Raw genomic sequence first — 24,247 nt, 5'->3', positions numbered from 1 at the left:
CATTGGCCATTCAGGACGGATTCGCACTGTCCCCAGCGTTTTCCACTGCTTGCGGCAGGGACAATCGGGCCTCGGCGATCAGATCCATGGTGGCCGCCTCGATGCGTTCGCGCAGCAGGTCCATGAAGGCCGCCCGGGGCAGGCCGGGCTCGATCGGCGGCAGGATCCGCATGGTGATGGTGCCCGGCTTCTTGAGGAAGGTGCGCCTGCCCCAGAACAGGCCCGAGTTGAGCGCCACCGGCACGACCGGCACCTTGAGCTGGCTGTACAGCGCCGCCACGCCAGGCTGGTAGGGCCGCGTCGAGCCCGGCGGCGTGCGCGTGCCCTCGGGGAAGATGATCACCGGCCGGCCGCCGTCGAGCGCGCGGCGCGTGTCGCGCAGGATGGCGCGCAGCGCCTTGGCGCCGGCGGCGCGGTCGATGCCGACATTGCCGGCCCGCCACATCATCCAGCCGACCACCGGGATCCACATCAGTTCCCGCTTGAGCACGAAGGCGCAATCGGGGAATGCGAGGTTGGTCGCCAGGGTCTCCCAGGTCGATTGGTGCTTGACGGCGAGGATGTAGGGGCCGGCCGGCAGATGCTCGCGGCCGATCACGCGGTGGCGCAGGCCGCAGGTAAGCGCCAGCCAGCCCAGCACCGAGCGGCACCACAGGCGCGACCAGGCGATGACCGCGCCGCGCGGCAGGACCAGCACCGGCAGGCCGACGATCGCCAGCACCGTGCTGATCGCATACATGCCGACGTTGAACAGGAGGGAGCCCAGCCACATGCGCCAGCCTCTAGCCGGCCGCCAGCAGGGCGTCCACTGCCGCCGCCAGATCGGCGTGGACGGCCACCGGCAGGAGCGCGGCGGGGATGCCGGCGGCCTGGGTGGCGGCGCCCTTGCCGGTGCGCACCAGCACCCGCGGGCAGCCGGCGGCGTGCGCGGCCTCGAGGTCGCGCAGATCGTCGCCGATCATCGGCGCCTGGTCGGGCTGGGCGCCGAAGCGCCCCAGCGCCTCGATCAGCATGCCCGGCCGCGGCTTGCGCCGCGGCGAGGGGGCGCCCGGCGGATCGGTGCAGACGAACAGCCCGTCGAGGCGGCCACCCTCACGCGCCAGCAGCCCGGCCAGCCGCTCGTGGATGGCCTCGAGCTGGCCGACCGGGATTATCCCGCGGCCGACCACCGACTGGTTGGTGACCACGGCGACCCTGATTCTTGCGACATTGAGCCGGGCGATGGCCGCCGCCGATCCCGGGATCAGCACCAGCTCGTCCGGGCGCTTCACCGAGTCGGGGCGGTCCAGGTTGATCACGCCGTCGCGGTCGAGCAGCACCAGTCGCGCCAAAGTTTTTGCCTCGTGTTGCTTGTGTGACAACAGATGGTGAACTAGGATTTTCGCCACAACTAAATCCGGTATCCCCTCACGATGCAAATCGTCTGTCCGAACTGCTCGGCGCGCTATGTGGTCGATCCGGCGGCCATCGGGCGGCAGGGTCGCACCGTGCAGTGCTTCCGCTGCGGCCACCAATGGATGGCGCACGCCGAGGCGGACCGGGGGGAGGCGGTGCTGACCGACACGCGGCCGGTGCCGGACTTCATCATCCGCCCGCAGAACCACGAAGAGACGGTCTCGCTGCCGACCATCCCGCCGGAGCGCGGCATGCCGACCTGGCTCAAGCTGACCATCGGCCTGCTGATCCTGATCGGCCTGATCGCCGGCGGCGGCTATGCGTTCCGCGACCAGCTGTCGGGAACGCTTCCCGGCGGCCCAGCGCCGCCACCGCCAGGCCCGACCGCCAAGCCGCCGCCGCCCATGCAGCCCCCGCCGCCGGCCAAGCCGCCCGCCATTCCGGCGCTGATGCTGGACAAGGTGCGCATCGAGGCCGTGCCCGATGGCGGCGGCGCGATCGAAGCCAGCGGCGACATCGTCAACACCAGCACCTTCGAGGTGGTGCCGCGGCGCATCCGCTTCACCTTCAAGGACCAGGACCGCAAGCCGGTCGGCGAGAAGGTCTACGACCTGAAGTCCGACGCCATCGCGCCGCTGGGCCGCCAGCCCTTCCGCCAGCGGGTCGACGATCCGCCGACGGGCGCCGTCGACGTCGACGTCGCGGTCGAGCCGCTGAGCTGACCATGCCCGGCCGTGAGGAGATCCCGGTGCGCATCTCCTCGGCCGAGATCGCCGCGCGCATCGAGGACATGGCGCGCGACATCCGCGCCTCGATGGGCGATCAGACCATGATCGTGCCGGTGCTCACCGGCAGCTTCGTCTTCGCCGCCGACCTGATCCGCGCCCTGGCGCGCACCGGAGCCGACTGGCCGCTCGATTTCATCACGCTGTCGAGCTACGGCAAGGGCAGCGAATCGTCGGGCGAGGTGCGCATCGTGCGCGACCTGGTGATGCCGGTCGAGGGCCGCGACATCCTGCTGGTCGACGACATCCTCGATACCGGCCGCACGCTGACGGCGGCGCGCGAGATGCTGCTGGCGCGCGGCGCGCGCACGGTGCGGCTGTGCACCCTGCTCGACAAGCCGTCGCGGCGCGCCGTCGATCTGGAAGCCGATTTCGTCGGCTTCTCGGTGCCCAACGAGTTCCTGGTCGGGTACGGCCTGGATCACGCCGGCCGCCACCGCGGCCTGTCGTATATCGGTGTGGTCGAAACCTAGGACGCGATTCGCACAGGCTGAATCGAGGCGCAGTCATCCCGAGCGCAGCGAAGGGATCCAGGCAGCTTCCCTGGATCCCTCGCTGCGGGCCGTCGCTTCCGGATCCTGGCGGTGGTCGACGAATTCAGCCGGGAGTGCCCGTGCCTCATCGCCGATACCTCGCTCTCCGGCATACTCGTTGCACACCGCGTCGTGCGTAAAAGACTGTATCGGGGCCGCTCCCGTATCAAGCGACGTTGCCGCGCGTTCGGCGGCCGTGAGCGGCACCGCCGCCATCGCCAGATGCCTGTGACAATTGTCGGTCAGGCGCGGATGAAGGCCAGCAGGTCAGGGTTCACCACCTCGGGATGCGTGGCAAACAAGCCGTGTGAAAGCCCCGGATAGGTCTTCAGCGTGCCGTCTCTTACAAGCTTGATCGCCTTGTGAGCCGAGTTCCCGATAGGCACAACCTGGTCATCCTCGCCATGCACAATCAGAACAGGCACAGCGATCGCCTTCAGATCCTCGGTGAAATCGGTCTCGGAGAAAACGGCGATACAGTCGTAGTGTGCCTTTGCGCCGCCGGCCATGCCTTGACGCCACCAGTTGTTGATCAGGCCCTGGCTTACCTTCGCGCCCTCTCGGTTGAAACCATAAAACGGCCCGCTCGGCACATCGAGAAAGAACTGCGCGCGGTTCGCAGACACTGCGGAACGAAACCCGTCGAAGACTTCAGGCGGAACACCGTCCGGATTCGCGTTGGACCGAACCATCACTGGCGGAATCGCGCCTATCAGGACGGCCTTGGCCACGCGACCGCGTTCGGCTCGCGCCACATAGCGCGTGACCTCGCCACCACCGGTCGAATGGCCGATGTGGATGACGTTTCGCAGGTCCAGCGCCTGGGTGATTGCCGCGACATCCGCGGCATAGGTGTCCATGTCGTTGCCGGTGTCGGTCTGGTCGGACCTGCCATGACCGCGTCGATCGTGTGCGATCACGCGATAGCCATGGGACAGGAAAAACAGCATCTGGTTGTCCCAGTCGTCGGCGCTCAGTGGCCAGCCGTGATGGAACATGATGGGCTGGGCGTCTTTCGGACCCCAGTCCTTGCAGAAGAGACGTGTGCCGTCGGATGCGATGATCGTAGCCATGGTGAACCTTCCTTGCATTGAGTTCGAGCAGCTTCCGAGTTCTGCGACGTAGACGCCGCGCGGGTCTGCGCGACGAGGAGAGGGACGGCAGGCGATTGGCCTGCTGGCGAGCATCGGCCCAGGCGATTGCGCCCCCGTCGGCGGTCAGGATGGCGCCTGCAATCACGCTCGCGGCGGGAATTGCCAGAAGGACCGCAGCGTTCGCGACTTCGCGCAGCTCGGCATAGCGTCTCAAAGACGTCAGGCTTCGCTGGGAATCGGCAGCCTCCCCATCCGCCGGATTTGCATACGTGTTGGTCGCCCCGGGCTGCACAAGATTCACGGTGATGCCGAACGTACGTCGCGCGAACATTGGCCAGCGCCGCGGGCATGCGGTTGGTCATAGTGGCCTCAGCAAGTGCCGCACGATGGGCGGCTGGTCGCCGACATGGAATGCGTGGAGCAACTGTTGATCCAAATGATCGGCATGCGTTACCCGCGCGTGCTGGCGCTGATGCTCGACCCAACTCTCGACGACGAAAGTTTCGATAACCCGGCCGGGGTCGGCGACATCCTCCCAGGCATCCCAGCGAATGGCACCATCACGCTGTCTTGAGGACTTGAATCTGCGCAGGGCGGAGACGAATTCGGCGAGGCGCGCAGGTTCGACCCGATACTCGATCTCGATGAGAACCGGACCGCGGTCTTCTGCCGGCTGGATAGAGACTACCGGTTCCGCCCAATGGTTCGAGGGCGCCAGATCGCTGGCCGAATCCAGCGGCAGGCGCCAGCGGAATGCCAGGATCAGGGTCACTGCTTGCCCAACGCCTGCGACCACCAGAGCCGCAGGAACGCTGGTGCTGGCGGCAAGCGAACCCCACAGGATGCTCCCGCCGGTCATCGCTCCCTGAAACGCGAGCAGATAGACAGCGAGCGCGCGTCCTTTCACCCATCCCGGCGAGGCCATCTGCGCCGCTACATTCAGCGACGTCAGCATCCCGATCCAGGCGAGGCCGGCTGCGAACATGACCGATCCGGCGATCCAGGCATTGGTGGCCAGGGCAAGCGCCATCGTCGACAGAGCGAAGAGCAGTGTCACCCCGACAGATACCGTGTTGGCAGGAATCGTCTTGCGCCATCGCTTAAGCAGGATCGCGCCCACAACCGCTCCCGCGCCCATGCAGCCGAGAAGAGCTCCATAGCCGGCTGCGTCGAGCCCAAGTCCGCGCCGCGCGATGAGCGGCAGCATCGCCCAGAGCGCACTCCCGAACAGAAAGAAGCCCACCGCCCGGACCAGCACGAGACGCATCGCCGGAGAATGGCGCGTGTAGCGATAGCCCGCCTTCAGTGCGCCGAGAAAGTGCTCGGGCGGCAGGTTGTGAAGCGTTTGAGGGCGCTTCCAGGTGAACAGTACCGCCAGCACGGCCACCACCGAGAGCGCATTCAGCGCGAACACGGCCGGGATCCCGGCAAGAGCGACGATGACACCGCCGAGCGCCGGTCCGATTGCGCGCGAGATGTTGACGCCGAGACTGTTCAGCGCAATGGCGTCTGGCAACGCCTGCTTGTCCACCAGTTCAGGCACGATCGCCTGGAACACCGGGGCACTGAGTGCCGCCGAGACGCCGAGCACGAAAGTCCCGGCCAGCAACACCTCGGGACCAACAAGGTCCAGCAACGTCAGGATCGCCAGCAGGGATGCCGCAAGCAAGCCGAGCAGCTGGGCCGCCATCAGCATCTTGCGCCGGTCGACGATGTCGGCGAGCGCACCGGCTGGAAGTGCGAGAAGAAACATCGGCAGCGTCGTCGCCGTCTGTACCAGTGCGACGAGCAGCGGGCTCGGCGACAGCGAGGTCATGAGCCAGCCGGCGCCGACATCGTGCATCCATGTGCCGACATTGGAAACGATCGTTGCGATCCAGAGCGCCCGAAAGACGGGAAAGCCAAGCGGCCCGGATGTGTCGGCTGCTCTCTCCGGCCGCTTCTCGCTCATAGCCGTTCCTTTCGCCCACCCTTGGTGGAAAAGCTCATCGGGAAACCCCTGTCGCGCCGCACGGCAGATTGCGCGTGTCGAGTTCACGCGTACTCAAGCGGTGGCCGAGGTCAAACCGCCCAGCAACCGCATCCGAGAGCGCCCCAGAATGTGCGGGCGTCCGAAGCCGGCATTTGCGCGCCAAGGGCTGCGGCATGGTCGTGCCCATGCACTGGGCAGTCGTAGGCGCAGCCGCAATTCATCGTCAGCTTGGTGCGAGCTTCTTTCGACTTGTAATAGCCACTCATCGTGGCGACCGGCGACCAGTCAGGCATCGGCGCGGGAAGATCAGGTGAAAGGGGCGAGTAATCGCCGTCTCCATGCACGACCTTGCCGCCGAGAATGGTGAGGACTGACCGGAGATGGACGATCTCGCTCTCTGGTACCGAGAAGTAGTCATCGGACAGCACGGCAAGATCGGCCAGTTGTCCCGCTTTGATTTGCCCCTTCTTCCCCTGCTCGTTTGCAAACCAGGTGTTCGCTTCGGTCCACAGGCGCAATGCGGTTTCGCGGTCCAGGCGATTGTGCTGCGGATAGAGTGCGAGGCCTCCAACGGTTCTAGAGGTTACCAACCAAGAGAGTGAAACCCACGGATTGTAGCTGGCCACGCGGGTTGCGTCGGTGCCCGCGCCCACCGGCACGCCGGTTTCTAGAATCCGGCGGATTGGCGGCGTGCGCTCGGCGGCCTTTGCCCCGTAGCGTTCGACGAAAAACTCGCCTTGAAACGCCATCCGGTGCTGGACGGCTATGCCGCCGCCAAGCGCGGCGACCCGGTCGATATTGCGGTCGCTGATCGTCTCGGCGTGGTCGAAGAACCAGTTGATCCCCTGCAACGGCACGTCGCGGTTGACCTTCTCGAACACGTCAAGCGCGCGATCGATCGTCTCGTTGTATGTTGCATGCAGTCGCCATGGCCAGCGGTTCTCCGCCAGCAGACGGACAACCGGTTCAAGGTCGGCTTCCATACTCGGCGACATCTCGGGCCGCTCGACGCGGAAATCTTCGAAATCGGCCGCGGAATAGACCAGCATCTCGCCAGCGCCGTTGTGGCGATAGGTGTCGTCGCCCTGTCCAGGCGAGACCTGCTTTATCCAGGAGGAGAAGTCCGCAAGCTCCTCCTTGGGCTTCTGGGTGAAGAGGTTATAGCTGATGCGGACCGTCATCGCTCCGTCGGCATGAAGCTTCTCGATGATTTCGTAGTCATCGGGATAGTTTTGGAGGCCTCCGCCGGCGTCGACCACGCTGGTCACGCCCAGCGCATTGATCTCGCGCATGAAGTGGCGAGTCGAGTTCAGCTGGTATTCGGGCGGCAGCATCGGCCCCTTGGCCAATGTCGAGTAGAGAATCGTGGCGTTGGGCTGTGCCAGGAGCAGCCCGGTCGGATTGCCAGCGCTATCCCTGACGATCTCGCCGCCGGGAGGATTGGGAGTATCCTTGGTATAGCCGACGACACGCAGCGCAGCCGCGTTGAGCAATGCACGATCGTAGAGGTGCAAAATGAAGACGGGCGTGTCCGGCGCGATCGCGTTGATCTCTTCGAGGGTCGGCAGGCGCTTTTCTGCGAACTGGTGTTCGGTGAAGCCGCCTACAACGCGCACCCATTGCGGCGCCGGCGTACGGCCGACCTGGGCCTTGAGCATTGCCATCGCTTCGAAAAGGCTCGGCACGCCATCCCATCGCAACTCCATATTGTAGTTGAGTCCGCCGCGGATGATGTGGGTGTGGCTGTCGATGAGCCCTGGAATGACGCGACGTCTCTTTGCATCGATTACTTGTGCGTTCGGCGCAGCGGCACGGACCTCCGCCTCGTTGCCGACGAGCAGGAATCGGCCGTCGCGGATGGCGACCGCGTCTGCGGCCGCGTTCTGACGGTCGAGGGTCGTCACCTTGGCGTTGACGATGATCAGATCATTGGCAGGCATGGCGTTCTCCTTCGTGCAGGATCAGGTCTGTGAACAGAGAGCCGCAGCAACGCCTGCAAAACAGCCGAGATGGGCGATGAAGCACACAGCACCTGAATAGGGGGCTGCACTGTTCGACCTTGAGCACCATCGATCCGACCAGGCGAGTTCGCTCATTCATCGCGCAGAACCAGCGGCTGGTCCGCCGATACTGTCGGACCAGCCACCCTGATCGAGTCGGTCAGGCCGCCGGTTTGGGCGCGACAGCCGGGCCGTGGGCTACACGCTCGGGAACCTTGTGCACCATGGTGTATGCGTAATCGACACCCATGCCATATGCACCGGAATGCTCCTTCACGATCGCCATGACATCGTCGTAGGTGTCGCGTCGTGCCCAGTCGCGTTGCCATTCCAGGAGAACCTGTTGCCAGGTCACCGGGACGATCCCGACCTGAACCATGCGGTCCATGGCGTACTTGTGCGCGTCGACCGATGTTCCGCCTGAAGCGTCGGCCACCATGTAGATTTCGTAGTCGGTGTCGGCGAGGCAGGACAGCGCGAAGGCAAGGTTGCAGACTTCAGTCCAAAGACCTGACACGACGATCTTCTTGCGTCCCTTGGCGGCATTGGCGGCCAAAGCCTCACGCACCTTCAGATCATCCCAGGAGTTCATCGAGGTACGCTCAAGCAGTGGAGCCTCAGGAAACACCGCGAGCAGTTCGGGGAACGTCGGGCCGGAAAAGCTCTCAGTCTCCACTGTGGTGATCGTGGTCGGGATGCTGAAGGCTTTTGCCGCCTTGGCGAGACCTACAACATTGTTCTTCAGGACTTGCCGATCGATCGACTGGACACCGAAGGCCATCTGCGGCTGTTGATCGATGAAGAGGAGCTGGCTGTTTTGAGGTGTCAAAACCTCGAGTTTGCTGGACATCGGGCCATCCTTTCTCTCGGTGACAGGAAAACGGAGCAATGCGCCTTAGGCCGCATCGCTTTTCTTCACTGCTTCGCCGGGGGAGTGAACGGCGAAGGACTTTTCATGCAGACACGCCTGGACAATGTTTGTGTGGCCCTTCAGCCACTGAACACCGGCTTCGCCTGCGAGCATACTCAGAAGTCCGAGCGGCACCGGACGACGGTTGATCCGAGTTGCGTCCGGGCAACCACTCCATCAGCGTCTGTCAGTCCGGAAGCGGGATGTGCTCATCCCGGTCGTCGATTGGCAAGTCGAAGCGCCCCTCGCCCCAATTCTCGGCGCGCCATTCGGCCTTGGCTTCTTCGATGCGCTCCTGGGACGAGGCGACAAAGTTCCACCAGATGTAGCGCGGCCCGCCGAGCGTGGCGCCGCCGAGGATCATCAACCGCGCGCCATGGTCGCCGGCCGCGACCGTGATCCTGTCGCCGGGACGGAAGACCATCATCTGAGACTCCTCGAAAGTCTGGCCGGCGATCGAGACAGAACCCTCAACAATATAGATGCCTCTGTCCTCGTGCTCGTCCGGCATGGGCAGCCGGCTTCCCGGTTCGAGTCCTACATCGGCGTAGAACGTCTCCGAGAACATGGTCGCGGGCGCGACCTTGCCGTAGGCGTTTCCAAGAATAAGCCGAACCGAGACGCCGCGGTCCTCGAGCACCGGCAGCACTTCCTTGCCGTGATGCTCGAAGGTGGGCGCCACATCCTCATGGGTGTCGGGCAGGGCCAGCCATGTCTGAATCCCGAACAGACTGTTCGGTCCTCTCCGGGCTGCCGCGGAGGTGCGCTCCGAGTGGGTAACGCCACGGCCTGCGACCATCCAGTTCAGTGCGCCTGGACGTATTATCTGATCGGCGCCGGTGCTGTCCCGGTGATGAAAGTCGCCGCGATAGAGGTAAGTGACGGTGCCAAGACCGATGTGCGGGTGCGGACGCACGTCGATGCCCTGGCCGGTCAGCAGTTCGGCCGGCCCGGCCTGGTCGAAGAAGATGAACGGCCCGACCATCTGCCGCTTCGGCGCCGGCAGGGCGCGCCGAACTGCGAAACCGCCAAGATCCCGAGAACGCGGAACTATGAGCGCTTCTATCGCGTCGGTGCCCACCTCATCGGGGCAGCCGGGTTCGATTGCCGGGTTCCAACTCATGCGCGCCATCCTTTCCTGGACATGCGAGCGGCTTCACCCTTGCCGATGCGAATTCCTGATTTCGCCTAGCTCGGACGGCGCGCACGGTTCGAGCGCTGCTGCTCTGACGAGTGCATGAAATAGCGAGCGGTCTTCTGCGCAGCTAGCCCTGCGATACGTTGAGCTGTGTCGCAGCAAGCGGAACGTGCAGACAATCTCGTCGAACTCAGCGGCTCGCAGCAGCGCCACCTTCGAGCTCTGCCCATTGACTGGGCTTCGCGCTGTTCGCGCATCAGGGACCGCGACCCCAGAGGTGCGAGTTTCGTTCAAAATACTCGATCAGCATTTCGGTGAGTACCCGCAATTTCCGCGACGGATGCCGACCCGGCGGGCGGACGACATACGCGCCCGCTGGAGGTGGTGGGTAGCGAGTCATGATCGAAACGAGCGCGCCGGAGGCCACATATTCATAGGTGATGCAATCGGGGAGCCAAGCGATGCCGAGTCCTGATGCTGCCGCGGCGGCGAGCGCCGTGGCGTTGTCGGCCTTGAACCTGCCCTGTGGCTGAACCGTAACGATCCTGTCGCCATCCATGAACTGCCAAGCTTCGGTTCCCTGCATGAGGGACTGATGGGTGACGATCTCCTCCGGTGCCTCAGGAGAGCCGTGCGCCTTGATATAGTCAGGACTCGCGACCAGCTTTCCGTAGATTGACCCAACGCGCCTTGCGATCAGGCTGGAGTCCCGCAGGTAGCCGACCCTGATCGCACAATCGAAACCCTCCGCGATGAGATCAACGATGCGATCGCTGTAGGTGGAATGGATGTGAAGCTTGGGATTGTGTCGCGCCATCTCCGCGAGCACGGGAGCGAAGTGAGTCGGGCCAAAAGAATGCGGCACGGCAATCCGCAAGTGGCCGCGAAGGTCACCGGTGGGCAGAATCGTTTCCCTGGCCGCGTCGATCTCGGCACCGACTCTCGCTGCATGGTCTCGAAACGTAAGCCCAGCTTCCGTAAGAGCGGCGCCGCGGGTGGTCCGCGCAACAAGCTGGACGCCAAGGTCCGCTTCAAGCCGGAAAAGCCGCCGGCTGACGATCGACTTCGACACGCCGAGTCGGCGCGCAGCAGCCGAAACTCCCCCGGCGTCTGCGACTTCCACGAAAGTCTGCAGGTCTTCGATCTCCATTTCGGCGTTCCCCATGACGCGACACAGCTTGGCGGGAATGCGCGCTACCGTATCACAAGTGGGAATGACAAAGTCCGCACTCTCAGGCAGCGCCGCAATCATGCATGTCTGGCGACAAGCCAAGCCCGCCCTCGACGGCATAGGAGTTTTTCATGTCCTTTCGTAACGGCCTTGCTTCGCTACTTCGTCCCGAAGACTCGGTACTCGTTCTGATAGACCACCAGCCTTACCAGCTCGCGAACCTGAACAGCCACGACCCGCATATCGTGGTCAACAATTCGGCAGCGCTGGCGAAGGCCGCAAAGGTCTTCGGCGTCCCCACCATCCTGACGAGCGTGGTCGCAGATCGCGGTGGTCACATCTTTCCGCAGATCACAGACGTGTTCCCCGGCCAGGAGGTGATCGACCGGACGCTCATCAACACCTGGGAGGACCCGAAGGTGGTCGATGTGGTGAAGGCGACAGGTCGCAGGCAACTGGTCCTCGCCGGTCTGTGGACCGAAGTCTGCGTCGCGATGCCGGCGATCCAGGCGGCGGGCGAAGGCTGGGATGTGACGGTCGTCACCGATGCATCCGGAGCCGTTTCCACCGAGGCGCATGAAGTCGCCATTCAACGCATGATCGCGGCCGGCGTGAACATGATGACCTGGATGGCGCTGGCCGCAGAATGGCAGCGCGACTGGGCGCGAGCCGAAACCGCCGTCGCGCTGAACAACGTCGTCATTCAGCATGCTGCCGGGAGCGGCATAGCCTATCTGTGGGAGCAGCAACTGCTTAACACGCCGGTGCCAAGCCCAGCACGCTGATCAGAGAGCGGGGATGACGAATACTTGAGCTATGTGCTGCAAAAAGACCCAGCTTCGATCGCGTCTCGTCATCCCCACTTGACTCGATTTCCGTCCACGCCGGCATGCAGGCGGCCGGCACGATCGATCACCGGCTTTCGGGCCGCTGTTCATCTCGTCGCGATCGTCCTTGCTCTCAAACGGACGTCGACCGGCCCTAGTTGATCGCCACCAGGCGCGGGGCGTCGAGGGTGCGGGTGCGCGACTGGGCGGCGCTGAGCAGGCGCGACAGGCCCAGGGCCCACACCGCGCGTGCGCGCTCGACGGAGAGGTCGCGATCCTGGCGCAGCTTGCCCCAGGCATCCCAGTCGAGCAGCGCGGTCAGCGCATCGAGAAGCGTGCCGGCCTCCTCGTCGTCGAGGTTGTCGAGCTCCGCCGCGAACGCCGCCCGCAGGCGATCGCGCAGCTGCTCGCGCGCCGACTGGCAGCCATGCCAGAGTTCGGCGTGCTCGTAGCGCAGGGTCGCGGCGGCGCGCAGGAACGGCAGCCAGTGCTCGCAGGCCTGCGCATGATGGGTGACGAGGCCGTCGATCCGCTCGGCCAGGTCGCCGCCGATGCGCGGCCATTCGTTCGACAGCATGTCGTCGAGGACCCGCCGGATCGCCGCCTGGTAGAGCAGCGGCACGTCGGCGAAATGGGCGAACAGGCTGCGCGCCGAGACGCCGGCCTCGCGCGCCAGCGCGTTGGCCGTGGGCGTCGTGGCGCCGGCGCGGAACAGCCGGATGGTGGCCTCGACCAGGGCTGCGTTGGTGCGCAGGGTGCGGCGGCGGCGGCCATCGGTCTCGACCGCCAGGGCGTCGAGGCTGATGGCGTCCATGGCTTCAGGCGCCGGCATGATCGATCTCCGATGTCAAAATGAAGGTGTGCTGGTCGTCGCCGCCGGCGTGAACAAAGCCGGCCGCCGACGCCCCTTTCGACCAGCCGGCGCCGCTGACGGTCAGGACCGTCGCCAGCGCCAAGCCACCGGCCAGCACTGTCCAGGCGATCATCCCGGGGACATAGGGGCGGCCATGACCCGGCCGCGACGGACTAGACACCATGAATGCACTTTCACCAGGCAATGACGTCCCGGCCAAGGTACGGAAGCCCTCCCACAGGAGACAGCCGAATAAGGTCCATTCCGGATGCAAATAGGAAACGGCCCGCCATGGTGGGCGGGCCGTTAGCGATCGAGCTGTATGGATACTCCGGGGCGACGGGCAATCGCACAAGGCTCCAAGGGGTCCTCCTTCTCCCTGCGAAGGCGGGGAGAAGGTGCCCGAAGGGCGGATGAGGGGCTTCACGACGTCTCGACGGCAACAGGCTTTGCCGTTGCTCGAGGAAGCCCCTCATCCGCCTCGCTGGCGCTCGGCACCTTCTCCCCGCCTTCGCGGGGAGAAGGGAAGAACTTCATGTGCGATAGACCTGCCCCAGGGCGAGATGACCGCGTGACCTGCCAACCTCCCGTCTAGAACTGGCGCAGCAGGCGGTCGATGTAGTCGAGCTCTTCCTTCGGCCGCTGCGTCTCGCCGGCGCGACGGCGCAGCTCCTCGAGGATGTCGCGGGCGCGCTGGCGGTCGAGGCGGTCGGGGATCTTGTCGTGGTCGGTGTCGACCGCACCACCGTAATTGCCCTCCGAACGGCCCAGCGGATCGCGATCGCGCGCCTCGTTGCGGTCCTCGATGCGGCCGCGATCCTGCTGGTTGCCCGGGCCGGCCTGCATCTGCTCGGCGAGATCGCCCATGCCCTGCTGCAGCTGCTCGAGCGCACGGCGCTGGGCGCGCGCCGCGTCGCCGAGATCGCCGCGGCGCAGCGCCTCCTCGGCGTCGCGCATCGAGCGCTCGCTCTGGCCCAGCGACTGCGGCATGTCACCGCCACGATCGGCGAAGCGCTGCATGAAGTCGCCGAGCTGGCGCCTGAGGTCGCCCTGCTGGCGGCCCATCTCGCCCGGGCTAGGCTGGCCCTGCTGGCCGGGCTGGCCCTGCCCCGGATCACGCTGGCCGGGCTGGCGCTGCTGGCCGCGCTGTCCCTGCTGGCCCTGCTGCTGGCCACGGTTCTGGCGCTCGGTCTCGCCCAGCTGGCGGTTCTGCTCGCGCGCCATGCGGTCGAGCTGGTTGAGGTCGTTGCGGCCCTGCTGGCCCTGGCCCTGCTGCTGCTGGCCCTGCTGGCGACGCTGCTGACCCTTGTCCGACAGCATCGGCCGCATGTTCTCCATCTGCCGCAGCATCTCCTCGAGCATGCGCTTGGCCTCTTCGCGCTGGCCGTTGCGCGCCATCTCGCGCGCCCGGTCCATGAGGTCCTGCATGTCCTGGGAGTCGACCATCTGGTCCTGGTCCATCTCCTGGGCTTCGCGCTCGGCCTTCTCGCGCTCGGCCGGATCCTTCATGCGCTCCTCGAACTCGCGCATCATCCGGTCCATGGCTTCCTGCAGCTGGCGGATCAGCCGCTCGATCTCCGGATCGGGCGCCTGGCGCTCCAGCGCGTCCCTCAGCTCGCGCTGGGCGGCGCGGAACTCGCGCTCGGCGTCGGTCGAGGTGTTCTCCTCGATGCGCACCGCGAGGTCCCACATCAGGCGCTGGGCCTCGGCGACGTCGCCGCCGGTCTTGTCGTTGCGCAGGCGGTTGGCGGCCACGCGCAGGCCGAGGATGACGACGGTGTCCTCCTTGAACGCCTTGGGCGCGTTGCCGAGGAGCAGCAGGCCGCGCGAGGCGAGCGTGCGGCTGCGCGCGGAGTTGTCGCGCGAGAGGTTCTTGCGCAGGTCGATGATGGCGCGCGCCACCGGATGCGTGAAGCGCCGCTCCGGCAGGTGCACGATCGCCGGCTTGGAGACGCCCGCCTGCTCGGCGCCGTCCTTGGCCTCGAGCTGGATCACGACCTTCAGGCCGGCCCAGGGATGCGGCGTCAGGTCCTGGCGGATCGAATCGTCGACGCGCGCCGGATTGCTCGCCACCATCGGCAGGTCGAGCGTCACCCAGTCCGGTTCCTCGTCGGCGAGCAGTCCGATGCGCTCGCTGCCGTGCAGGCGCATGCGCGCCTTCAGCGAGGTCACGCCGTAGTCGTCGCCGGCGACGTAGTCGATGCGGAACTCACGGCGCTCGGTGGTCTGCGGATCGCGGGTGAACTCGACCGTCGGCGGCGTGTCGGGCACCAGGCGAATCTTCCACGTCGCGCGCTCGCGGCCGCTGACCAGCACGGTCAGCGTGTCGCCGCCTTCGACATCAGCGTCGACCTGGTGGCGTCCCGGCCCGACCGATTCGAAGGGCGTCTCCTTGCTGCCGATGCGCAGCACGGCCTCGCGGCCTTCGGCGACGTTGTCGATGAAGCCCGCCACCTTGCTGCCGGCGGGCACGCGCAGCACGCGCTGCGCGTCCTGCGTGTCGAGATAGATCGGCGCCTTGCGCGTATAGGCGGGCGGCGAGATCCACAGCTCGACGATCAGCGGCGGCGGCGGCGGGAAGGCCGGGCTGAAGGCCGACTCCATCCGGTCGCTGCGCCAGCCGCCGGCGGCGACCATGGCGACGATCAGGCCGAGCAGCGGCACGAGACGCAGGGCGCGCGGATCGCGGCGCGGCACGTCGGAGCGCGGTGGCGTGTTGCGCAAGGCTGCCAGGCGCGCCGCCTCGCGGCGGCGATGGGCCTCCCACATCGCCTTGGCGAAGGGGTCGGCCTCGCCGATGGCGATGGAGTCCTCGATCGCCTGGATCGGCCGGTGCGGCACGCCGCTGTCGATCTCCAGACGGCGCTCGGCCGCCGCGCGGTCGGGCCAGCGGAGGCCGCGGAAGGCGAACCAGGTGAGCGCGATCAGGCCGGCGGCGCAGGCCGCCAGCAGGGCGGTGTGGGTCCAGGCCTCGAGGCCACGGAAGACGTCGAGATGCGCGGCGGCCAGGAACAGCGCGACGAAGCACAGCGGGGCGATGAGGCGCGGCCACAGGGCCTCCCACGCCAGGGCGGCGCGGGCGATGGCGATGCGGCGGTCGAGGCTGGCTGGAGCGATCGACGGCGGCGGGAGAACGGGCATCTACTCCTCGTCCGGTTACGCACTACTCCAACCACGTGGGAACGCGGTCAGCCCCTAGCAGTTGCTCATACGTTTGGCGCGGCCGGACGACAGCATAACGATCACCGTCTACCAGTGTCTCCGGAACGAGGGGTCGCGAGTTGTAGGTCGACGACATCGCCGCCCCGTAGGCGCCCGCGGATTTTACCACCACCAGGTCCCCGGCGGCCAGTGGCGTCATTGTGCGCTTCTGCGCCAAGAAATCGCCTGATTCGCAGATGGGACCGACGATATCCGTCACAATTTGGTCAGCATTCGCCGCCGGCTGACGCGCCGGCACGATGTCGTGCCAGGCTTCGTACAGGGTGGGGCGGATCAGGTCGTTCATGGCTGCGTCGACGATCACGAAGGTGCGCACGACGCCCGGCTTGACCAGGATCACCTCGCCCAGCAGCACGCCGGCGTCGCCGACCAGCCGCCGGCCGGGCTCGAAGGAGAGCGCGCAACCCATGTTGCCGGTCTCCTGCCGGACCATGCCGACAAAGGCGTCGATCGGCACCGGCACCTCGTCGCGATAGGCGATGCCCAGGCCGCCGCCGACGTCGAAGCGCTTGATGTCGAGGCCGTCGGCGCGCAGCTGGCCGACGAACTCCCTGACACGGCGGATCGCCTGCCGGTAGGGCTCCATGTCGGTGATCTGCGAGCCGATATGGATGGCGACGCCCAGCACATTGAGGTTCGGCTTGTCCGCGGCGTAGGCGTAGGCCTCGCGCGCGAGATCGATGTCGATGCCGAACTTGTTGCCCTTCTTGCCGGTCGTGATCTTTTCGTGGGTGCCGGGATCGACATCGGGATTGATGCGGATGGCGATGTCGGTGCGCTTGCCCATCGAGCCGGCGATGCCGTCGAGCATGTCGAGCTCGTGGCGACTCTCGACGTTGATCTGCCGGATGCCCGCCTCGAGCGCGGCGCGCAGCTCCGACGGCTTCTTGCCGACGCCGGAGAAGACGATGTCCCTGGCCGCCACGCCGGCGGCGAGCGCGCGGCGCATCTCGCCCTCCGAGACGATATCGGCACCGGCACCGAGCTTCGCGAAGGTGCGGATCACCGCCTGGTTGCTGTTGGCCTTCACCGCGTAGTGCACCTCGGCGTCGAGGCCCTTCATGGCGTCGGCGAAGGCGCGGTAGTTGGCGCGCAGGATCGCGCTCGAATAGACATAGACCGGCGTGCCGACCTCGCGCGCGATGCGCGACAGCGCCACGCCCTCCGCATGCATCTCGCCGTCGCGATAGGCGAAGCCCGTCATAGGATCGTCCCCGTTTGATTTTCCTTCTCCCCGCGCAGGCGGGGAGAAGGTGCCGAGCGCCAGCGAGGCGGATGAGGGGCTTCCTCGCGCAACGATGCCAGGCGCCGCTGTTCAGACGCCGCGAAGCCCCTCATCCGCCCTTCGGGCACCTTCTCCCCGCCTTCGCGGGGAGAAGGAAAGAGGCTGCCGGTGCGTTCCGGCGGCGGATAGGTGCGGCGTGGCGTGGCGGGGCCGCTGGGCGGCAGCGGGTCGCTCTTGCGGCCGCAGCCGGCGAGCAGGCCCACGAGCCCCAGCATGGCGGCGCGCCGCATCATCGCAGGAAGCGCCGGCGTGCGTCCTGCACGGCACGCGCGACATTGGCCGGCGCGGTGCCGCCCAGGCTCCTGCGCGCCGCCACCGACGCCTCGACGGTCAGCACCTTGAAGACGTCGCGCGTGATCTTCGGCTCGACCGAGCGCATCTGCTGCAGGGTCAGCCCGTCGAGCGGCAGGTCCCGCTCCGCCGCCATACCGACCAGCGCGCCGGTGACATGATGCGCCTGCCGGAACGGCAGGCCGACCTTGCGCACCAGCCAGTCGGCGAGATCGGTCGCCACCGAATAGTCGGCCGCCGCCACCGCGCGCATGCGCTGCGGATTGGCCTTCAGGTCGCGCACCATGCCGGCCATTGCCGCGACGCACAGCTCCAGCGAATCGGCGGCGTCGAACAGCGGCTCCTTGTCCTCCTGCATGTCCTTGCCGTAGGTCAGCGGCAGGCCCTTCATCATGGTGCACAGCGCCACGAAGGCGCCGACGATGCGGCCGACCTTGCCGCGCGCCAGCTCGGCGGCGTCGGGGTTGCGCTTCTGCGGCATGATCGAGCTGCCGGTCGTGAAGGCGTCCGACAGGCTGATGAAGCGGAACGGCGCGCTGCACCAGATCACGATCTCTTCCGACAATCGCGAGAGGTGCACGGCGGCGAGCGAGGCCGCGGCGATGAACTCCACGACGTAGTCGCGATCCGACACGGCGTCGAGCGAGTTGGCCATCGGCGCGTCGAAGCCCAGCGCCCTGGCCGTCTTGCGCGGATCGATCGGGTGCGGCGAGCCGGCAAGCGCCGCGGCGCCCAGCGGCGAGACGTTGAGCCGCGCGCGGCAATCGGCGAGACGGCCGCGATCGCGGCCGAACATCTCGACATAGGCCAACAGATGGTGACCGAACGTGATCGGTTGTGCGGTTTGCAGATGCGTGAATCCAGGCATGATGGTCGCGGCGTATTCCTCGGCACGATCGATCAGGGCCACCTGGAGATCGGCCAGCATCGGCTCGAGCCGGTCGATCGTGTCGCGCACCCACAGGCGCACGTCGAGCGCGATCTGGTCGTTGCGCGAGCGCGCGGTGTGCAGGCGTCCGCCGGCCGGGCCGATGATCTCGGTCAGCCTGGCCTCGACGTTGAAGTGGATGTCCTCGAGCTTGGTCGAGAACTTGAACTTGCCGCCTTCGATCTCGGTCCTGACCTGCCGCAGGCCGCGCCGGATGGCGCGACCGTCCGCCGCCGTGATGATCTTCTGCGCCACCAGCATGTCGCAGTGGGCCATCGAGCCTTCAATGTCCTGGGCGTAGAGGCGCTTGTCGAAGCCGATGGAGGCGTTGATCTTCTCCATGATCTCCGCCGGGCCCATCTTGTAGCGGCCGCCCCACATGCGGTTGGCCGCCTTGCCCGTGCTCTTGCCCCTGCCCTGCTTCCGCACAGCCATGATTTTCCCATCGAATCAACGTAGGATGGCGCTTATGGCACAGTTCTTTTCGGTTTGCCTCCCCGTCCTGCGCCGGCTCCCGCTGGCACTTGTCGCGCTTGTCGCGATGGCCGGCATCGCCCATGCCGAGATCGCCAAGCCGCCCTTGGCCGGCTCGGTCGCCAAGGTCGAGCTCAAGGAGCCGCGCGCGGCGATCCCGGCCTTTCCGTTCAAGAACCTCGACGGCGGCGACGCGAGCTTCGACGCCTTCAGGGGCAAGGTCGTGCTGATCAACTTCTGGGCGACCTGGTGCATCCCCTGCGTCAAGGAGATGCCCAGCCTCAACCGGCTCGCCACGACCATCGGCAAGGAGAAGTTCGCGGTGCTGGCGCTGTCGCTCGACGGGCCGACGCGCGCCAAGGTGGCGCCGTTCATCCGCGACAAGGAGCTCACCGCGCTCGACGTCTTTCTCGACGACAAGCGCGCGGCCTACGGCAAGCTCGACATCCTGGTGCTGCCGACCTCGATCCTCGTGGACAAGCAGGGCCGCGAGGTCGGCCGCCTGGCGGGCGACGCGGAATGGGACACCCCCGAGGCCGTCGCCCTGATCCGCCACCTGATCGACGAGAACTGACCCGAGCCGATGGCGCGCATCCTCTTCGCCTGGGAGCTGGGTGGCGGCATCGGCTACGTCGATCGCCTCTCGCAGGTCGCCACGGCGCTGGCCGCCGAGGGCCACGAGCCGGTCTTCGTGGTGCGCGACCTGATCGGCACGGCGGAGCTCTTCGCCGGCAAGCCATGGATCGTGATGCAGGCGCCGATGGCAGTGGGCCTGCTGCATCCCACGCAGCCGAGCTTCGTGCCCGGCAGCTACGCCGACCTGCTGGCGGTCAACAACTTCGCCAACGCCGAGCACCTGTTCCGGCTGGCGCATGCCTGGCACATGCTGTTCCTGGCGCTGCAGCCGGCACTGGTCGTCGCCGAGTACGCGCCGGTGGCGACGCTGGCCGCCCATGGCCGCATTCCCACCATCGCCATGGGCCACGGCTACATCCTGCCCCCGCCCGATCAGGGTGAGTTCCCGATCTTCGACCCCGCGACGCAGCGCTTCGCGCCGCCCGAGAGGATCCTGGAGGCGGTGCGCTCGGCGCAGCAGCGGCTGGGCGGCATCGTCGCCGACACGGTGCCGGCGGTGATCGGCGGCACGCGTCACTTCGTGACCTCGTTCGCCGAGACCGATCCCTATGCCGGCTTCCGCAGCCAGCCCGACGCCGGACCGCTGGAGTCGATCCCGCCGCCCGTGGCGCCGGCCGGGCGGCCCTCTTTCTATGCCTATCTCTCGGCGACCCATCCCCAATTGCGCATGATCCTGCAGTCGCTGGTCGAATGCGGCCTGCCCGGCGCGGCCTACGTCAAGCGCGTCACACCGGAGATCCGCCAGTATCTCGGCGAGCGAAAGGTGCATGTCTTCGACCGGCCACCGCCGCTCGCCGACGTGACGCGCGGCGCGCATGTCGTCGTTCATCACGGCGCCGCCGCGACCCTGGCGGCGGCGATGGGCGCCGGACGCCCGCAGATGCTGTGGCCTGAGGTCGCCGATCAGCAGGTCAGTGCCAACACCGTCGACCGGCTGGGTGTCTCGGTGCATGCGCGGCGCCGGCTGACCTCGGCGGCGCAGGCGGCGCGCGCCATGCGCGAGCTGACCCAGGGCGAGGCGCCGGCCCGCGCGCTGCAGGTCGCGCAGGCGATCAACCAGCGCGGCGAATCGGGCAGCCTCGTGCGCATCGTGAGCGCGGCACAGGAGTTGATTGGTTAGCGTCTTTGGGAGCGCCGGCGTCCCGCCGGCAGGCGGCGCATTGCGCCGCCATCATGAGCCGGCGGGACGCCGGCGCTCCTAAAGATCAACGCGTCGGGAGCCGGCGTGGCGCAGGATTTGATCGGTTGGCTCCGTCGTCCTGAGCGAAGCGAAGGACCTTGCGGTGGTTCGATCAAACGCAGGCGGCGCCGGAGATCATCCGGCGCCGCAGGTGATCGGCATATCGACCGCGAGGTCCTTCGCTGCGCTCAGGACGACAGCGGATGTCAACGCGTCGGGACGGGGCGTTCGCCGGAGTAGTCGTAGAAGCCGCGCTTGACCTTGCGGCCGATCCAGCCGGCCTCGACGTACTTCACCAGCAGCGGGCACGGGCGGTACTTCGAGTCGGCGAGGCCCTCGTAAAGCACCTGCATCACCGAGAGGCAGGTATCCAGGCCGATGAAGTCGGCGAGCTCGAGCGGGCCCATCGGGTGGTTGGCGCCCAGCTTCATCGCCGTGTCGATCGACTCGACGGTGCCGACGCCCTCGTAGAGCGCGTAGACCGCCTCGTTGATCATCGGCAGCAGGATGCGGTTGACGATGAAGGCCGGGAAGTCCTCGGCGTTGGCCGGCGTCTTGTCGAGGCGGATCGTCAGGTCGCGGATGGCGCGGAACGTCTCCTCCTCGGTGGCGATGCCGCGGATCAGCTCGACCAGGCGCATCATCGGCACCGGGTTCATGAAATGCATGCCCATGAACTTGCCGGGCCGGTCGGTGGTCGACGCCAGGCGCGTCACCGAGATCGACGAGGTGTTGGTTGCCAAGAGCGTGGTCGGCGGCACCACCGGGCAGACCTTCTTGAAGATCTCGCGCTTGACCGCCTCGTTCTCGGTCGCCGCCTCGATCACCAGGTCGCAATCGGCCAGCATGCCGTAGTCCGTGCCGGTCTGGATGCGGCGCAGGGCGGCATCCTTCTCGTCCGGCTTGATCAGGCCGCGGCCGATCTGGCGGTCCATGTTGCCGCTCAACGAGTCGAGCGCCTTGTCGAGCGCCGGCTGGTCGAGGTCGAGCAGCTTCACCTGCAGGCCCTTGAGCGCGCAGACATGCGCGATGCCGCCACCCATCTGGCCAGCGCCGATGACGCCGATCCGCTGGATCATCCTACCGTACCCCCGAAACACAGGCGCCGGGCGATCCTACAGGATCGCCCGCCCGCCGGACTCACTTCTTCTCGATGGCCGCCGTCAGCTCGGGCACGATCTGGAACAGATCGCCGACGATCCCGTAGTCGGCGACCTGGAAGATCGGCGCCTCCTCGTCCTTGTTGATGGCGACGATCGTCTTGCTGTCCTTCATGCCGGCGAGATGCTGGATGGCGCCGGAAATGCCGATGGCGATGTACAGGTCGGGCGCCACCACCTTGCCGGTCTGGCCGACCTGGTAGTCGTTGGGCACGTAGCCCGCGTCGACTGCGGCGCGGCTGGCGCCGAGACCGGCGCCGAGCCTGTCGGCCAGGGTCTCGAGCATCTTGAAGTTCTCGCCCGAGGCCAGGCCGCGGCCGCCGGAGACGACGATCTTGGCGCTGGTCAGCTCCGGCCGCTCCGACTTGGAGATCTCGGCGCCGACATAGGAAGACAGGCCGGCGCTGCCGGCGCCGCCGATCTGCTCGATCGCCGCCGAGCCGCCGCCGGCGGCCGCCTTGAAGTTGGTGGGACGCACGGTGATCACCTTGACCTTGTCGGTCGACTGCACCGTGGCCATGGCGTTGCCGGCGTAGATCGGGCGCACGAAGGTGTCGGGCGAGACGATCTGGATCGCCTCCGAGACCTGGGCGACATCGAGCAGGGCGGCGACGCGCGGCATGACGTTCTTGCCCACCGTGTCGGCGGCCATGATGACGTGGCCGTAGCTCGGCGCCAGCTTGACGATCAGCGGCGCGATGTCCTCGGCCACCCAGTTGGCGTAGGCCGCGTCTTCGGCCTGCAGCACCTTGGCAACGCCCGAGATCGCGGCAGCCGCCTTGGCGGCCTCGCCGGCATTGCTGCCCGCGACCAGGACGTGGACGTCGCCGCCGATCTGCGTCGCGGCGGCGACGGCGTTGGCGACATTGGCGCGGATGGTCTTGCCGTCATGCGCGGCGACAACGAGGACGCTCATCAGATCACTCCCGCCTCGTTCTTGAGCTTCTCGATGAGCTCGGCCACGGTCTTGACCTTGATGCCGGCCTTGCGCGTCGGCGGCTCCTCGACCTTCAAGGTCTTCAGGCGCGGCGCGACGTCGACGCCCAGCGCCTCGGCGGTCAGCTGCTCGATCGGCTTCTTCTTCGCCTTCATGATGTTGGGCAGCGAGGCGTAGCGCGGCTCGTTCAGTCGCAGGTCGGTGGTGATCACCGCCGGCAGCTTGAGCGTGATGTTCTCCAGGCCGCCATCGACCTCGCGCTTGACCGCGATGCCGTCGCCGATCTCCAGCTTGTTGGCGAAGGTGCCCTGCGGCCAGCCGAGCAGCGCGGCCAGCATCTGGCCGGTCTGGTTGCTGTCGTCGTCGATCGCCTGCTTGCCGACGATCACCAGGCCGGGCTGTTCCTTGTCGACCACGGCCTTCATCAGCTTGGCGACGGCCAGCGGCTGCAGCTCGGCGTCGCTCAGCACGTGCACGCCGCGGTCGGCGCCCATGGCCAAGGCGGTGCGGATGGTCTCCTGGCACTGGGCCGGGCCGGCGCTGAAGGCGATCACCTCGGTCGCCTTGCCCTTCTCCTTCATGCGGATCGCCTCTTCCACGGCGATCTCGTCGAAGGGATTCATCGACATCTTGACGTTCGCCGTCTCGACGCCCGTCTTGTCGGCCTTGACGCGGATCTTGACGTTGTAGTCGATCACGCGCTTGACCGCGACCAGCACCTTCATTTGTCGTTGGCCCTCGGGATTTTTCTTGCGAAGGCGTGGGTGTAGGTCGCCTTGCGTCAGCCTGTCAAGCCGATGCGGCACTGCACACAAGCCATTCCGATCAGTGAAAGCGGTGCCGAATCAACCGCTTGAGCGCCGGGTGCGGCCGATCAGCGATTCGCGCCGGGCACCCATAACACGTCCTTCGCGCCGCGATCGTTGACGTGACGCGACAGCACGAAGAGCAGATCCGACAGGCGGTTGATGTAGCGGATGGCCTCGGGATTGACCGCCTCGCGCTCGGCCAGGGCCGTCATCTCGCGCTCGGCGCGCCGCGCCACGGTGCGCGCCAGATGCAGATGGGCGGCCGCCGCGCTGCCGCCGGGCAGCACGAAGGAGTTGAGCGGCTTGAGCTCGGCGTTGAGCGCGTCGATCTCCCTTTCCAGCCGCTCGACCTGGCCGACGACGATGCGCAGCGGCTGCCATTCCACCTTGGTGCCGTCGTCCGGCGTGCACAGGTCGGCGCCGAGATCGAACAGATCGTTCTGGATGCGGCTCAGCATGGCGTCGACCTCGGGCGACGGCGAATGCAGGCGCACCAGGCCGATCGCGGCGTTGGCCTCGTCGACCGCGCCGAAGGCGCAGACGCGCTGATCGTGCTTGGCCACGCGCTTGCCGGTGCCGAGCGAGGTCTTTCCCTTGTCGCCGCCGCGCGTGTAGATGCGGGTGAGTGTGACCATGGTCGCGATCCG

Annotated in this window: 22 protein-coding genes and 1 pseudogene; 5 read left to right on the top strand and 18 right to left on the bottom strand. The window is 66.8% G+C overall.

What is annotated here, in order from left to right:
• Positions 1–10: 10 nt before the first annotated feature.
• Both KF889_21730 and KF889_21725 read right to left on the bottom strand, forming a co-directional pair.
• The gene (locus KF889_21730; GenBank protein ID MBX3502070.1) at positions 11–772 is read right to left on the bottom strand and encodes a 1-acyl-sn-glycerol-3-phosphate acyltransferase; all 762 of its coding nucleotides are present in this window, start codon (positions 770–772) and stop codon (positions 11–13) included.
• Positions 773–782: 10 nt separating this feature from the next.
• Positions 783–1,511, bottom strand: coding sequence for an HAD-IIIA family hydrolase (locus tag KF889_21725; GenBank protein ID MBX3502069.1), 729 nt, complete (start codon positions 1,509–1,511; stop codon positions 783–785).
• Between KF889_21725 and KF889_21720 the strand changes: the two genes are divergently transcribed.
• Positions 1,413–2,117 carry a zinc-ribbon domain-containing protein gene (locus KF889_21720; GenBank protein MBX3502068.1) on the top strand — a complete coding sequence of 235 codons (705 nt, stop codon included), beginning with the start codon at positions 1,413–1,415 and terminating at the stop codon, positions 2,115–2,117. The two genes, KF889_21725 and KF889_21720, sit on opposite strands and share 99 nt — an antisense overlap.
• A gap of 2 nt (positions 2,118–2,119) precedes the next feature.
• Positions 2,120–2,653 (top strand): hypoxanthine phosphoribosyltransferase, encoded by a 534-nt coding sequence (gene hpt, locus KF889_21715; protein ID MBX3502067.1) that lies wholly within the window; start codon positions 2,120–2,122, stop codon positions 2,651–2,653.
• Positions 2,654–2,955: 302 nt separating this feature from the next.
• Here hpt and KF889_21710 read toward each other — a convergent pair whose 3' ends face one another.
• From KF889_21710 to KF889_21680, 7 genes and pseudogenes are all read right to left on the bottom strand, one after another.
• Complete coding sequence (locus KF889_21710; protein MBX3502066.1) at positions 2,956–3,786, bottom strand: alpha/beta hydrolase; 831 nt, start codon at positions 3,784–3,786, stop codon at positions 2,956–2,958.
• Between the two features lie 121 nt (positions 3,787–3,907).
• Positions 3,908–4,117: pseudogene (locus KF889_21705) on the bottom strand (SDR family oxidoreductase).
• Between the two features lie 48 nt (positions 4,118–4,165).
• The gene (locus KF889_21700) at positions 4,166–5,758 is read right to left on the bottom strand and encodes an MFS transporter (protein ID MBX3502065.1); all 1,593 of its coding nucleotides are present in this window, start codon (positions 5,756–5,758) and stop codon (positions 4,166–4,168) included.
• A gap of 110 nt (positions 5,759–5,868) precedes the next feature.
• Positions 5,869–7,719 carry an amidohydrolase gene (locus KF889_21695; protein ID MBX3502064.1) on the bottom strand — a complete coding sequence of 617 codons (1,851 nt, stop codon included), beginning with the start codon at positions 7,717–7,719 and terminating at the stop codon, positions 5,869–5,871.
• Positions 7,720–7,939: 220 nt separating this feature from the next.
• On the bottom strand, positions 7,940–8,629 hold the full coding sequence (locus KF889_21690; GenBank protein ID MBX3502063.1) for a hydrolase: 690 nt from the start codon (positions 8,627–8,629) through the stop codon (positions 7,940–7,942).
• A 247-nt stretch (positions 8,630–8,876) separates the two neighbouring features.
• Positions 8,877–9,812 (bottom strand): pirin family protein, encoded by a 936-nt coding sequence (locus KF889_21685; GenBank protein MBX3502062.1) that lies wholly within the window; start codon positions 9,810–9,812, stop codon positions 8,877–8,879.
• A 271-nt stretch (positions 9,813–10,083) separates the two neighbouring features.
• Positions 10,084–10,977 (bottom strand): LysR family transcriptional regulator, encoded by an 894-nt coding sequence (locus tag KF889_21680; GenBank protein MBX3502061.1) that lies wholly within the window; start codon positions 10,975–10,977, stop codon positions 10,084–10,086.
• 152 nt (positions 10,978–11,129) lie between these two features.
• Here KF889_21680 and KF889_21675 point away from each other — a divergent pair, with 152 nt between their 5' ends.
• Complete coding sequence (locus tag KF889_21675) at positions 11,130–11,783, top strand: hydrolase (protein MBX3502060.1); 654 nt, start codon at positions 11,130–11,132, stop codon at positions 11,781–11,783.
• Between the two features lie 196 nt (positions 11,784–11,979).
• Here the strand turns inward: KF889_21675 and KF889_21670 are convergent, their stop codons facing one another.
• The 5 genes from KF889_21670 to argH form a co-directional block, all read right to left on the bottom strand.
• The gene (locus tag KF889_21670; protein ID MBX3502059.1) at positions 11,980–12,657 is read right to left on the bottom strand and encodes a TetR/AcrR family transcriptional regulator; all 678 of its coding nucleotides are present in this window, start codon (positions 12,655–12,657) and stop codon (positions 11,980–11,982) included.
• Positions 12,644–12,811 (bottom strand): hypothetical protein, encoded by a 168-nt coding sequence (locus KF889_21665; GenBank protein MBX3502058.1) that lies wholly within the window; start codon positions 12,809–12,811, stop codon positions 12,644–12,646. The genes KF889_21670 and KF889_21665 overlap by 14 nt, the downstream gene beginning before the upstream one ends.
• 458 nt (positions 12,812–13,269) lie before the next feature.
• Positions 13,270–15,819, bottom strand: coding sequence for a TIGR02302 family protein (locus KF889_21660; GenBank protein ID MBX3502057.1), 2,550 nt, complete (start codon positions 15,817–15,819; stop codon positions 13,270–13,272).
• 22 nt (positions 15,820–15,841) lie between these two features.
• Complete coding sequence (lysA, locus tag KF889_21655; protein ID MBX3502056.1) at positions 15,842–17,104, bottom strand: diaminopimelate decarboxylase; 1,263 nt, start codon at positions 17,102–17,104, stop codon at positions 15,842–15,844.
• 310 nt (positions 17,105–17,414) lie between these two features.
• Positions 17,415–18,785, bottom strand: coding sequence for an argininosuccinate lyase (gene argH, locus KF889_21650; GenBank protein ID MBX3502055.1), 1,371 nt, complete (start codon positions 18,783–18,785; stop codon positions 17,415–17,417).
• An 88-nt stretch (positions 18,786–18,873) separates the two neighbouring features.
• Between argH and KF889_21645 the strand changes: the two genes are divergently transcribed.
• Both KF889_21645 and KF889_21640 read left to right on the top strand, forming a co-directional pair.
• Positions 18,874–19,452: a TlpA family protein disulfide reductase gene (locus KF889_21645; GenBank protein MBX3502054.1), complete on the top strand. Its 579-nt coding sequence runs from the start codon at positions 18,874–18,876 to the stop codon at positions 19,450–19,452.
• A 9-nt stretch (positions 19,453–19,461) separates the two neighbouring features.
• Positions 19,462–20,634, top strand: coding sequence for a hypothetical protein (locus KF889_21640; GenBank protein MBX3502053.1), 1,173 nt, complete (start codon positions 19,462–19,464; stop codon positions 20,632–20,634).
• A 266-nt stretch (positions 20,635–20,900) separates the two neighbouring features.
• On the opposite strand, the gene KF889_21635 is transcribed toward KF889_21640, so the two are convergent.
• The 4 genes from KF889_21635 to KF889_21620 all read right to left on the bottom strand — a co-directional run bounded on the left by KF889_21635 (position 20,901) and on the right by KF889_21620 (position 24,235).
• Positions 20,901–21,773 carry a 3-hydroxybutyryl-CoA dehydrogenase gene (locus KF889_21635; protein MBX3502052.1) on the bottom strand — a complete coding sequence of 291 codons (873 nt, stop codon included), beginning with the start codon at positions 21,771–21,773 and terminating at the stop codon, positions 20,901–20,903.
• Between the two features lie 61 nt (positions 21,774–21,834).
• Positions 21,835–22,770, bottom strand: coding sequence for an FAD-binding protein (locus tag KF889_21630; protein MBX3502051.1), 936 nt, complete (start codon positions 22,768–22,770; stop codon positions 21,835–21,837).
• Entirely contained in the window at positions 22,770–23,516 is a 747-nt protein-coding gene (locus KF889_21625) for an electron transfer flavoprotein subunit beta/FixA family protein (protein ID MBX3502050.1), read from the bottom strand. Before KF889_21625 ends, KF889_21630 begins: the two co-directional genes overlap by 1 nt.
• A gap of 149 nt (positions 23,517–23,665) precedes the next feature.
• Positions 23,666–24,235, bottom strand: a complete 570-nt coding sequence (locus KF889_21620; GenBank protein ID MBX3502049.1) for a cob(I)yrinic acid a,c-diamide adenosyltransferase — start codon at positions 24,233–24,235, stop codon at positions 23,666–23,668.
• Positions 24,236–24,247 lie beyond the last annotated feature (12 nt).

The organism is Alphaproteobacteria bacterium, from assembly GCA_019635875.1.
Lineage (GTDB): Bacteria > Pseudomonadota > Alphaproteobacteria > Reyranellales > Reyranellaceae > JAFAZJ01.
The sequence above is the reverse complement of the archived record's forward strand: the minus strand, read 5'-3'. Positions and strand labels throughout refer to the sequence as shown.

What these genes read in the sequence shown, in the direction of transcription:
- KF889_21640 (MBX3502053.1), top strand. Translation starts at nt 19,462, where the DNA reads ATGGCGCGCATCCTCTTCGCCTGGGAGCTGGGTGGCGGCATCGGCTAC.
- KF889_21695 (MBX3502064.1), bottom strand. Translation starts at nt 7,719, where the DNA reads ATGCCTGCCAATGATCTGATCATCGTCAACGCCAAGGTGACGACCCTC.
- argH (MBX3502055.1), bottom strand. Translation starts at nt 18,785, where the DNA reads ATGTGGGGCGGCCGCTACAAGATGGGCCCGGCGGAGATCATGGAGAAG.
- KF889_21680 (MBX3502061.1), bottom strand. Translation starts at nt 10,977, where the DNA reads ATGGAGATCGAAGACCTGCAGACTTTCGTGGAAGTCGCAGACGCCGGG.
- hpt (MBX3502067.1), top strand. Translation starts at nt 2,120, where the DNA reads ATGCCCGGCCGTGAGGAGATCCCGGTGCGCATCTCCTCGGCCGAGATC.
- KF889_21700 (MBX3502065.1), bottom strand. Translation starts at nt 5,758, where the DNA reads ATGAGCGAGAAGCGGCCGGAGAGAGCAGCCGACACATCCGGGCCGCTT.
- KF889_21670 (MBX3502059.1), bottom strand. Translation starts at nt 12,657, where the DNA reads ATGCCGGCGCCTGAAGCCATGGACGCCATCAGCCTCGACGCCCTGGCG.
- KF889_21635 (MBX3502052.1), bottom strand. Translation starts at nt 21,773, where the DNA reads ATGATCCAGCGGATCGGCGTCATCGGCGCTGGCCAGATGGGTGGCGGC.
- KF889_21675 (MBX3502060.1), top strand. Translation starts at nt 11,130, where the DNA reads ATGTCCTTTCGTAACGGCCTTGCTTCGCTACTTCGTCCCGAAGACTCG.
- KF889_21620 (MBX3502049.1), bottom strand. Translation starts at nt 24,235, where the DNA reads ATGGTCACACTCACCCGCATCTACACGCGCGGCGGCGACAAGGGAAAG.
- KF889_21710 (MBX3502066.1), bottom strand. Translation starts at nt 3,786, where the DNA reads ATGGCTACGATCATCGCATCCGACGGCACACGTCTCTTCTGCAAGGAC.
- KF889_21630 (MBX3502051.1), bottom strand. Translation starts at nt 22,770, where the DNA reads ATGAGCGTCCTCGTTGTCGCCGCGCATGACGGCAAGACCATCCGCGCC.
- KF889_21690 (MBX3502063.1), bottom strand. Translation starts at nt 8,629, where the DNA reads ATGTCCAGCAAACTCGAGGTTTTGACACCTCAAAACAGCCAGCTCCTC.
- KF889_21625 (MBX3502050.1), bottom strand. Translation starts at nt 23,516, where the DNA reads ATGAAGGTGCTGGTCGCGGTCAAGCGCGTGATCGACTACAACGTCAAG.
- KF889_21645 (MBX3502054.1), top strand. Translation starts at nt 18,874, where the DNA reads ATGGCACAGTTCTTTTCGGTTTGCCTCCCCGTCCTGCGCCGGCTCCCG.
- KF889_21660 (MBX3502057.1), bottom strand. Translation starts at nt 15,819, where the DNA reads ATGCCCGTTCTCCCGCCGCCGTCGATCGCTCCAGCCAGCCTCGACCGC.
- KF889_21685 (MBX3502062.1), bottom strand. Translation starts at nt 9,812, where the DNA reads ATGAGTTGGAACCCGGCAATCGAACCCGGCTGCCCCGATGAGGTGGGC.
- KF889_21720 (MBX3502068.1), top strand. Translation starts at nt 1,413, where the DNA reads ATGCAAATCGTCTGTCCGAACTGCTCGGCGCGCTATGTGGTCGATCCG.
- KF889_21665 (MBX3502058.1), bottom strand. Translation starts at nt 12,811, where the DNA reads ATGATCGCCTGGACAGTGCTGGCCGGTGGCTTGGCGCTGGCGACGGTC.
- KF889_21730 (MBX3502070.1), bottom strand. Translation starts at nt 772, where the DNA reads ATGTGGCTGGGCTCCCTCCTGTTCAACGTCGGCATGTATGCGATCAGC.
- lysA (MBX3502056.1), bottom strand. Translation starts at nt 17,104, where the DNA reads ATGACGGGCTTCGCCTATCGCGACGGCGAGATGCATGCGGAGGGCGTG.